Origin of the sequence: Pseudomonas sp. SJZ103, from assembly GCF_007828335.1 — a bacterium.
In the GTDB taxonomy this organism is placed as follows: Bacteria; Pseudomonadota; Gammaproteobacteria; order Pseudomonadales; family Pseudomonadaceae; genus Aquipseudomonas.
The window spans coordinates 192,979-202,800 of sequence record NZ_VIUN01000012.1; the positions used below are offsets into that span (position 1 = coordinate 192,979).

Annotated in this window: 8 protein-coding genes; 1 reads left to right on the plus strand and 7 read right to left on the minus strand. The window is 62.6% G+C overall.

Annotation, left to right across the window (positions count from 1 at the left end):
* Positions 1-23: 23 nt before the first annotated feature.
* Positions 24-302, minus strand: a complete 279-nt coding sequence (locus FBY10_RS23565; protein WP_003172685.1) for a hypothetical protein — start codon at positions 300-302, stop codon at positions 24-26.
* Positions 303-518: 216 nt separating this feature from the next.
* Between FBY10_RS23565 and FBY10_RS23570 the strand changes: the two genes are divergently transcribed.
* Positions 519-1,556: a patatin-like phospholipase family protein gene (locus FBY10_RS23570; protein ID WP_003172684.1), complete on the plus strand. Its 1,038-nt coding sequence runs from the start codon at positions 519-521 to the stop codon at positions 1,554-1,556.
* 6 nt (positions 1,557-1,562) lie between these two features.
* Here FBY10_RS23570 and FBY10_RS23575 read toward each other — a convergent pair whose 3' ends face one another.
* The 6 genes from FBY10_RS23575 to kdpF form a co-directional block, all read right to left on the minus strand.
* Complete coding sequence (locus FBY10_RS23575) at positions 1,563-2,252, minus strand: response regulator (RefSeq protein ID WP_145338873.1); 690 nt, start codon at positions 2,250-2,252, stop codon at positions 1,563-1,565.
* 37 nt (positions 2,253-2,289) lie between these two features.
* On the minus strand, positions 2,290-4,941 hold the full coding sequence (locus tag FBY10_RS23580; protein WP_145338874.1) for a sensor histidine kinase KdpD: 2,652 nt from the start codon (positions 4,939-4,941) through the stop codon (positions 2,290-2,292).
* 135 nt (positions 4,942-5,076) lie between these two features.
* Positions 5,077-5,622, minus strand: a complete 546-nt coding sequence (kdpC, locus tag FBY10_RS23585; RefSeq protein WP_145338875.1) for a potassium-transporting ATPase subunit KdpC — start codon at positions 5,620-5,622, stop codon at positions 5,077-5,079.
* Positions 5,623-5,685: 63 nt separating this feature from the next.
* The gene (gene kdpB, locus FBY10_RS23590; RefSeq protein ID WP_178116788.1) at positions 5,686-7,743 is read right to left on the minus strand and encodes a potassium-transporting ATPase subunit KdpB; all 2,058 of its coding nucleotides are present in this window, start codon (positions 7,741-7,743) and stop codon (positions 5,686-5,688) included.
* 15 nt (positions 7,744-7,758) lie between these two features.
* Complete coding sequence (kdpA, locus tag FBY10_RS23595) at positions 7,759-9,453, minus strand: potassium-transporting ATPase subunit KdpA (RefSeq protein ID WP_145338877.1); 1,695 nt, start codon at positions 9,451-9,453, stop codon at positions 7,759-7,761.
* Between the two features lie 9 nt (positions 9,454-9,462).
* On the minus strand, positions 9,463-9,552 hold the full coding sequence (kdpF, locus tag FBY10_RS23600) for a K(+)-transporting ATPase subunit F (RefSeq protein WP_003218754.1): 90 nt from the start codon (positions 9,550-9,552) through the stop codon (positions 9,463-9,465).
* Between the last annotated feature and the right edge of the window lie 270 nt (positions 9,553-9,822).

Sequence of the window (9,822 nt, forward strand, 5' to 3'; positions counted from 1 at the left end):
AAAATCCCACTCTGCGCGGCCAGTTAACGCCCGGCGCGCGACTCACGAATATAGAACCGCGCTTTCTCGGCCTTGTTTGAGCAGCCTTCAAACGCTTCGAATTGCTGCTGAGTCTTGGCGCCAGTCAATAAAGACAAAGCCTTGGAGTAGCTGACGGTGCCGGCAAAACCTTCGGCCTTGGCCAGGTCGAGCTCTTTCCAGGCGGCATCCAATTGCGAGCCACAGCTGTCGCGGTATGCGGTTTTCCCGGCGCAACCCGCCAGGGCCAACATGATCACAGGCACACACATCCAGGCTTTCATCGATGACACCTCAAAATAAAGAAAAACAGTCGTACGGTGTAGACGTTGCCTACAAGAAAAAGTGCCTTGTCCTTAGCCTGAAATCGGTAGTACCTATTGCCAGAGCATACCCGAGCCTGAGCGCTATTCTTGAAAAATATTGCCAGGCGCAACGAAGATTGAAGCAGCCCCTAAAATAGGTGCATTGTGGGCACCCGCTTATGAAGGACATCGACCATGAAGAAACGTGTTGCCTTGGTGCTGGGGTCCGGCGGGGCCAGAGGCTATGCCCATATCGGAGTAATCGAGGAAATCGAACGGCGCGGCTACGACATCGCCTGTATCGCCGGTTGTTCCATGGGGGCCGTGGTGGGTGGGATCTACGCCGCGGGCAAACTGGACGAGTATCGAAACTGGATTGAAAGCCTCGACTACCTCGACGTGCTGCGTCTGGTGGACGTCAGTTTCCGCCTTGGGGCGATTCGCGGCGAAAAGGTCTTCGGGCAAATCCGCAAGATCGTCGGCGAGATCAATATCGAAGAGCTGCGCATCCCCTACACCGCCGTCGCCACCGACCTGACCAATCAACAGGAAATCTGGTTCCAGGAAGGCTGCCTGCACCAGGCCATGCGCGCCTCGGCGGCGATTCCAAGCCTGTTCACCCCGGTGATGCAAGGCAACCGCATGCTGGTGGACGGCGGCCTGCTCAACCCGCTGCCCATCGTGCCGGTGGTGTCGAGCCATTGTGACCTGATCATCGCGGTCAACCTCAACGCCACCAACCAGAAACACTACCATTTGCCGGTGATCCAGCGCCCGCCGGCGTTCAAGAGCCGCTTCAACAGCCTGGCGAAATCACTGGGTTCGCACCTGCCGTTTCGCCGCAAGCAGGCCGAGCAGTTGATGAAACTTGAGCAGGAAGCCTTGCAGGCCCAGGCGGCCGAGATCAATCCGTGGCTGGAGTCGGCCGAGCCAGAATCCCAGCAGCCCGCAGCCGCACCGGAAAAGCCTGGGGCGCCGAAGTCGGCCACCGGTTCGTTCATCATCGATAACGTCGGGCCGGCGTCACTGCTGGACCTGATCAACCAGAGTTTCGAGGTGATGCAGACCTCGCTGGCGCAGTACAAGATCGCGGGCTACCCGCCGGATGTGCTGATCAACGTGCCGAAGCGGGTGTGCCGTTTTTTCGAGTTCTACAAGGCCCCGGAGTTGATCGCACTGGGCCGGGAAATTGCCAGCGATACACTGGATCGCTATGAGAGTGAGCAGCGCTGACAGCTGTCAGGCACTCAACAGCCGATACCCCACTCCAGCCTCGGTCACGATAAACCTCGGCTGGGTCGGATCATCCGCCAGCTTCTGGCGCAGATGCCCCACCACAATCCGCAGGTAGTGACTGTCTTCGGTGTGAGTCGGCCCCCAGATGTCCTTGAGCAGTTGCTGCTGGGTGATCACCCGTCCCGGATGCCGCGCCAGTTGTGCCAGCACGGCGTATTCCTTGCGGGTCAGTGCCACCTCGGCGCCGTCCAGCAGCACGCGGCGATAGGCCAGGTCCACCATCAACGGGCCAAACTGCAACGCCGCTTCCTGGGGCTCGCCCACGGGTGCCTGACGCAATAAGGCCCGCACGCGAGCCAGGAACTCCTGGATGCCGAAGGGCTTGGTGACATAATCATTGGCGCCACCGTCGAGGGCTTCGACCTTCTGCCCTTCGCTGGCCCTTACCGACAGCACCAGTACCGGCACCGTCGACCACTCACGAAACTCGCGCAGTACCTGCTGGCCGTCCATGTCCGGCAGGCCCAGGTCGAGCACCAGCAAGTCGGGCTTGCTCAGCGCCGCCTGGGCCAGGCCTTCGTTGCCGGTACCGGCCTCGATCACTTTGTAGCCCTGGGAAGCCAGGCTGATGCGCAGGAATTTGCGGATTTGCGGTTCGTCATCAATGACTAAAATCGTCGCGGTCTGGCTCATGGCGTCCAATCAACATCCGTAGAGAAAACAGGGTAGCTCACGCCTCGCCTTCCAGGCCAGGCTGTGTCGGCAATGGCAGGAACAAGGTGATACAGGTACCGCGCCCATCAATGCCCTCGGCCACGCTGATATGCCCACCGTGGGCGCCGACCATGCCCTGGCAGATCGCCAGGCCCAGGCCGGTGCCCTGCCCGCCTCGATCACCGCGTGCAGCGGTGTAGAACATATCGAAAATCTTCGCCCGCTCATCCTCAGGAATACCCGGCCCCTCATCCGCCACAGCGAAAAACAATTGGTTATTCGCCACACCGGCACTGAGTTGCAATCGACCTTGGGGCGGTGAAAAACGCGCGGCGTTTTCCAATACATTGACCAGTGCCTGTTCGATCAACGCGGCATGTACATAGAGCAACGGCAACTCCGCCGGCACATCGGTGCTCACCAGCAGCGGCGCCAGCACCGCGCGCAAACGCCCGAGCGCACTGCCGACAATATCGCCGGGCGACACCCAGTCCCGCGCCAGCTTCAGCGCCCCATGGCCCAGCCGGGTCATGTCCAGCAGGTTCTGGATATAGCGGTCCAGGCGTTCGGCTTCATCGCGGGTGCCTTCAAGCAACTCGCGGCGATCCTCCAGGGGGATGGCTTCGCCGAGCGCCAGCAGGCTGTCGATACTGCCGCGCATGGAGGTCAACGGTGTGCGCAAATCGTGGGACACCGACGCAAGCAAGGCGCTGCGCAGTTGCTCGGTTTCGCCATGCAAACGTGCGGATTCCAACTCCTGGGCCAACTGCGCCCGCGCCAGGGCCTGGGCCAGAGGCTGGCTCAAGGCGGTCAGCAAACGACGCCGCTGGCCACTCAATTCCAGACCCGGCTTGGCACTGACGCCGAGCAACCCCAGCGGCCCCTCCTCACCCGACAACGGCCACCACCACCAGCGCCCGAACGGCAAGGTGCCGGTGCCCATGCCTGCCGGCTGGTCATGTTGCCAGGCCCAATCGGCCGCAGCACGCTCGGCTTCGGTGAAGGTCAGCGGGCCGCCGGTCTCGACCTTCCAGCCACCCTGGCCGTCGCGATTGACCAGGCACAGATCCAGGTCGCTCCAGCCTTCCAGATGGTGGGCGGCGGCGCTGATCACCGCCTGGCGGTCGGTGGCGGCGGTGAGTTTGCGCGACAGGTCGAGCAGTTCGCTGGTTTCTTCCTGGGTGTCGCGCAACGCCTGCAACTGGCGGCGCTGGCGCGCGGCAAGGTTGCCGGTCAGCGCCGCCATCAGCAGGAAGAACAACAGGGTCAGCACGTCTTCTTCGCGCTGGATGGCAAAGGAAAAGCTCGGCGGAATGAACAGAAAGTCATACGTCAGGAATGACAACGCCGCACACACCAGGGACGGCCCCAGGCTGCTGCGCACGGCCACCAGCAACACGGCGGCGAGAAACACCAGCGAGATATTCGGCAGTGGCAACACGCTTGCCACTGCCCAGGCCACGCCGGCGGCGATGATGGTCGCCACCACGGCCAAGGCGTAATCGAACCACACCAGACCGCGCACATCCGGCAAGCGTGGGACTGCGGGCACATCGTCGCTGTCGAGGACGTTGATTTCCAAACCCCGGGCATTACGCAACAACCGCGCCGCCAAGCCGCCACCGAACAGGCGACGCCGCCAACCCATTCGCGACTGCCCCACCAACAGCAGGCTGGCGCGGCGTTCGGCAGCATGCTGGATCAAGGTCTTGGCCACCTCCCCCGCACGCAGCAGCACCACTTCGCCGCCAAGACGCTCGGCCAGTTGCTGGGCGTTTTGCAGGCGCAGACGGGCCTGTTCATCCCGCGCACGGCCGTTGTCGATATGCACCAGGCTCCACGGCAAATGCCGACGCTGGGCGACGCGACTGGCATGGCGCACCAGGCGTTCGGCTTGCGCGTCGCCATCCACACCCACCAACAAACGACCGCGCACCGCCGGAGCCGCCTGGCCGAGCTGGCGATAGCCCTGGGCCAAATCGTCGTCGACGTGGGCGGCGGCAGTCTGCATCGCCAGCTCGCGCAGGGCCATCAGGTTGGTCTGGGTAAAGAATGCATCGATGGCTGCGCGGGCCTGCTCCGGCACATAGACCTTGCCGTCGCGCAGACGCTCGAGCAGTTCGCGGGACGGCAGGTCGATCAGCAGCAGTTCGTCGGCTTCCTGCAGCACCCAATCCGGCAAGGTTTCGCGCACCTGTACACCGGTGATGCCGCGGACCTGGTCATTCAGACTTTCCAAGTGCTGGACGTTGACCGTGGTAAACACGTTGATACCAGCGGCGAGCAGTTCCTGGATGTCTTGCCAGCGCTTTTCATGGCGGCTACCGGGGGCGTTGCTGTGGGCCAGTTCGTCCACCAGCACCAGCTTGGGCCTGGCGGCGAGCAGGCCGTCGAGGTCCATTTCTTCGAGCATCACGCCACGGTATTCGCTGCGCAACAGCGGTTGTTGCGGCAGGCCGCTGAGCAACGCTTCGGTCTCGGCGCGGCCGTGGGTTTCAACCACGCCGGCGATCAGTTTGACGCCCTGGCGCAGTTGGGTGTGGGCGGCCTGGAGCATGGCGTAGGTCTTGCCCACACCCGGCGCGGCGCCGAGGAAAACTTTGAGCCGGCCACGGCCGTCCCGGGGCAGATCGGCTAACAGGGCATCGGCGCGGCCGGAGTCGCTCATGCTGGGGTTTCCTTCAATTGTTCAGACCCAGAGAAAATCCAATGTGGGAGGGGCTTGCCCCCGATTTCGGTGGTTCAGTCGATACCTGTGTTGACTGACACTCTGCTATCGGGGGCAAGCCCCCTCCCACAGGGTTCAGAGTTTTTCCAGGGCCATGTTCAGCGCCAACACATTCACCACAGGCGGCCCCACCAGCGGGCTTTCGATATGTTCATCCATCAACCGTTGCAGGGTAGAGACCGGCACATTTCGCGCGGCAGCCACCCGTGCCAGTTGATAGGCAATCGCCTGGGGTGGCAAGTGTGGATCAAGACCGCTGCCGGAGGTAGTCAACGACGCCAAAGGCACCGGCCCCTGGCTAGGCACCAACTGCTTGTTAGCGTCATCGAACACGCGGGTGGCCAAGGCCGGGTTGCTGGGGCCCAGGTTACTGGCGCTGCTGGAAACCGTCGCAAAGGCACCTGCCGAAGGGCGCGGATGGAACCAGCTGTCACCGGTAAAATCCTGGGCGATCAGGCTGGAGCCCCGCACCTTGCCGCTGGCATCACGCACCAGGCTGCCGTTGGCCTGGTCCGGGAAGGCAACTTGGGCGACACCGGTGACCACCAGTGGATAGGCGACGCCGGTGATCAGGGTCATGAGCACCAGCAGGCTCAGGGCTGGACGGATTATGTTGGACATTTCAAATTCCTCAATTCGGTCTTTGCAACCTGTGGGCACGGGATGGTGCCCACCGGCATCGGGTCAAACCAGGTGCAATGCAGTCAGCAGCATGTCGATCGCCTTGATGCCCACAAACGGCACCAGCAGCCCGCCCAGGCCGTAGATCAACAGGTTGCGCCGCAGCAACGCCGCTGCACTCGCGGCGTGCACACGCACACCGCGCAGCGCCAAGGGGATCAGCACGACAATGATCAGCGCGTTGAACACAATGGCCGAGAGAATCGCGCTCTGCGGGCTCTGCAAATGCATCACGTTGAGAACGCCCAACTGCGGGTAGATCGAGGCGAACAACGCCGGCAGGATCGCGAAGTACTTGGCCACGTCGTTGGCGATGGAAAAGGTGGTCAACGCGCCGCGAGTCACCAGCAACTCTTTACCGATCTGCACCACGTCCAGCAGCTTGGTGGGGTCGCTGTCGAGGTCGACCATGTTGGCGGCTTCACGCGCCGCCTGGGTGCCGTCGTTCATCGCCATGCCGACGTCCGCCTGGGCCAGTGCCGGGGCGTCGTTGGCGCCGTCGCCGCACATCGCCACCAAGCGGCCGTCGTTTTGCTCGTGACGGATGCGCGCGAGTTTTTTCTCCGGGGTCGCCTCGGCCAGCACGTCATCCACACCGGCTTCGGCAGCAATCGCAGCGGCTGTCAGCGGGTTGTCACCGGTGACCATCACGGTGCGAATGCCCAGCTTGCGCAGCTCGGCGAAACGTTCGCGAATACCGGGCTTGACCACGTCCTTGAGGTGGATGGCACCGAGCAATTTGCCGTCGGCACACACCAGTAATGGTGTGCCGCCGCTCTGGGCGATCTTGTCGATTTCCCGTGACAATGCCGGTTGCAGGTCGCCGCGTTGCTGGCCAATAAACGCCAGCAGCGAATCCACTGCGCCTTTGCGGAACACGCGGCCCTGGTAGTCAACACCGGACAAGCGGGTCTCGGCGCTGAACGGTACGGCGGTCAGTTCATCCAGGGATGGCTCGGCCTGCGGGTGCAGAGCCCGCAGGTATTCGACGATGGATTTGCCTTCTGCCGTGTCGTCCGCCAGGGACGCCAGCAGCGCACCTTCGGCCAGGTCCTTGCCGCTGACACCCGGTGCCGCCACTACCGCTGAACAACGACGGTTACCGAAGGTGATGGTGCCGGTCTTGTCCAGCAGCAACACGTGCACGTCACCGGCCGCTTCCACGGCACGGCCGGACTTGGCGATCACGTTGAGGCGCACCAGGCGGTCCATGCCGGCAATACCGATGGCCGACAACAAGCCGCCGATGGTGGTAGGAATCAGCGTCACCAGCAGTGCGACCAAAAACACCAGGGGCAAGCTGCCATTGGCAAAGTGGGCGAACGGCTGCAAGGTCACAACCACCAGCAGGAAGATCAGAGTCAGGCCGATCAGCAGAATATCCAGCGCGACTTCGTTGGGGGTTTTCTGACGTTTGGCACCTTCGACCAGGGCGATCATGCGGTCCAGGGTGGACTCGCCGGGGTTGGCGGTGATGCGGATCAGCAGCCAATCCGACACCAGCCGCGTGTTGCCGGTGACGGCCGAGCGGTCGCCGCCGGACTCGCGGATCACCGGTGCGGATTCACCGGTGATCGCCGCTTCGTTGACCGCTGCGATGCCTTCGATGACCTCGCCGTCGCCGGGGATCATTTCCCCGGCGGCGACACGCACCACATCACCTTTGCGCAGGCTGGTGGCCGGCACGACCTTGAAGCTGCCATCGGCTTCCTTACGGCGCGCGCTCAGGCCTTCGCTGCCAGCCTTGAGGCTGTCGGCACGGGCCTTGCCGCGTCCTTCGGCCAAGGCTTCGGCGAAGTTGGCGAACAGCACGGTGAACCACAGCCACACCGCGATCTGCACGGCGACATAGGTCGGCACAGTGGTGTCGGGCACGAAGCACAACACGGTGGTGAGGATGGCGGTCAGCTCGACCACCAGCATCACTGGCGAGCGTTGCAGCTGACGCGGGTCCAGCTTGACGAACGCCTGGACCAGCGCCGGGCGCCACAGGGAAGAGATGGCGGTTTTAGCGGGTTCCTGGGTTTTGACTGGAGCCGCGTTTTTTGCAGGCATATTCATTTTCATATCCCCTTTTTAGAAGCCCATGCTCAAGTGTTCAGCGATGGGCCCTAACGCCAGCGTCGGCAGGAAAGTCAGGCCGCCCACCAGCAAAATGGTCACGGTCAACAGGGTCACGAACAGCGGACCATGGGTCGGGAAGCTGTTCTGGCCAATCGGTGCGGTCTTCTTCATCGCCAGGCTGCCGGCCAGGGCCAGTACCGGGAGGATGTAGCCGAAGCGGCCGATCAACATGCCCAGACCCAGCATCAGGTTATGGAACGGTGTATTGGCACTGAAACCGCCGAACGCCGAGCCGTTGTTGGCGCTGGCCGAGGTGTAGGCGTACAGCAACTGGCTGAAACCGTGAGGGCCGGGGTTACTGATCGCGCCGGCAGGGCCCGGCAGGCTCGCGGCGATGGCACCCAGTACCAATACGCCCACCGGCATCACCAGCAGGGTCACGACCAGCAACTGCACTTCCTTGGCCTGGAGCTTCTTGCCCAGGTATTCCGGGGTGCGGCCGATCATCAGGCCGGCCAGGAATACCGCGATCAACACGTTGAGCAACATGCCGTACATACCGGCGCCGACGCCGCCGAAGATCACTTCACCGACCATCATGTTGACCAGCGCCACCATCCCACTGAGGGGGTTGAGGCTGTCTTGCATGCCGTTGACCGAACCGTTGGACGCTGCGGTGGTGGTCACCGACCACAACACGGTGCCGGTGCTGCCGAAGCGCGCTTCCTTGCCTTCCAGCGGGGCGGTCTGCTCGACGGCCGGGTTGTTCAAGGCCGGGTTGGGCTGGTATTCGGCCCACAGCGAGGTCGCGCCGCCGATCAGGAACAGTGCCAACATGCAGCCGAGGATCGCGCGGCTCTGGCGCAGGTCTTTCACGTAGTGGCCGAAGGTGAACACCAGCGCCACCGGAATCAAGATGATCGACGCCAATTCGAACAGGTTGGCCCAGGCCGTCGGGTCTTCGAACGGGTGCGCCGAGTTGACGCCGAAGAAACCACCGCCGTTGGTGCCCAATTGCTTGATCGCAATCTGGCTGGCTGCCGGGCCCAGGGGGATCACTTGATCCACGCCTTGCAGGGTCACGGCATCAACGTAGTGCGCGAAGGTTTGCGGTACGCCCTGCCATACCAGGAACAGCGCCAGCACCAGACACAACGGCAACAGGCCGTAGAGCGTGGCGCGGGTCATGTCGACCCAGAAGTTACCCAGCGTCTTGGTGGATTTGCGCCCGATCCCACGGCACAGCGCGACCAGGACGGCCAGGCCGGTGGCCGGGCTGACGAAGTTCTGCACGGTCAGGCCAGCCATCTGGCTGAGGTAGCTCAGGGACGCCTCACCGCTGTAGGACTGCCAGTTGGTGTTGGTCATGAAACTGACCGCTGTATTGAAAGCCTGTGTCCATTCCTGGCCCGGCAATTTCTGCGGGTTCAGTGGGAGATAGTCCTGGAACAGCAGGATCGCGAACAACAGCAAAAAGCCCGCGAGGTTGAACGCGAGCAAGGCCAGCATGTATTTCTGCCAGCTTTGTTCCTGATGCTCGTCCACCCCCGACAGGCGATAACAGGCTTTTTCGACAGGCCCCAGCACCGGGCTCAACCACGTGCGCTGGCCTTCCATTACTTTGTAGTAGAACCGCCCCAAGAACGGCGCCGGCACCAGTACCACGGCAAAGAAGGCGATGATCAGCCAATAGTCATAACTGTGCATGGCCAGCTCCTAGTTCCGATCCGCGCGTAACAGCGCAACCAGCAGATAAATGAACAGCGCCACGGCCAATAGCAGTGACACCCCGTCCAGAACGCTCATGGAAGTCTCTCCGTTTAGCGGCGAGTGCCGCGTGTGGGGCAATTGTCCGCAGGAGTGGCGTAAAGGAACGAGAGCGAGGGGGTGGGCGGGGCGTAAAGATGGCGTAAAGAGTGGGTTTATGCGGGGTTTACACTGCGGGTTTCCAGCGTCTGGGCGGGCGCTATCGGGAGCAAGCTGAACTGGTCAAGTAATCTTGGACACTGATTAAGGTTCACGCCGCCAACCTTTCCTTCACGACCGGCGACCGGTAGTCGTTGTAGCTATGAGGCC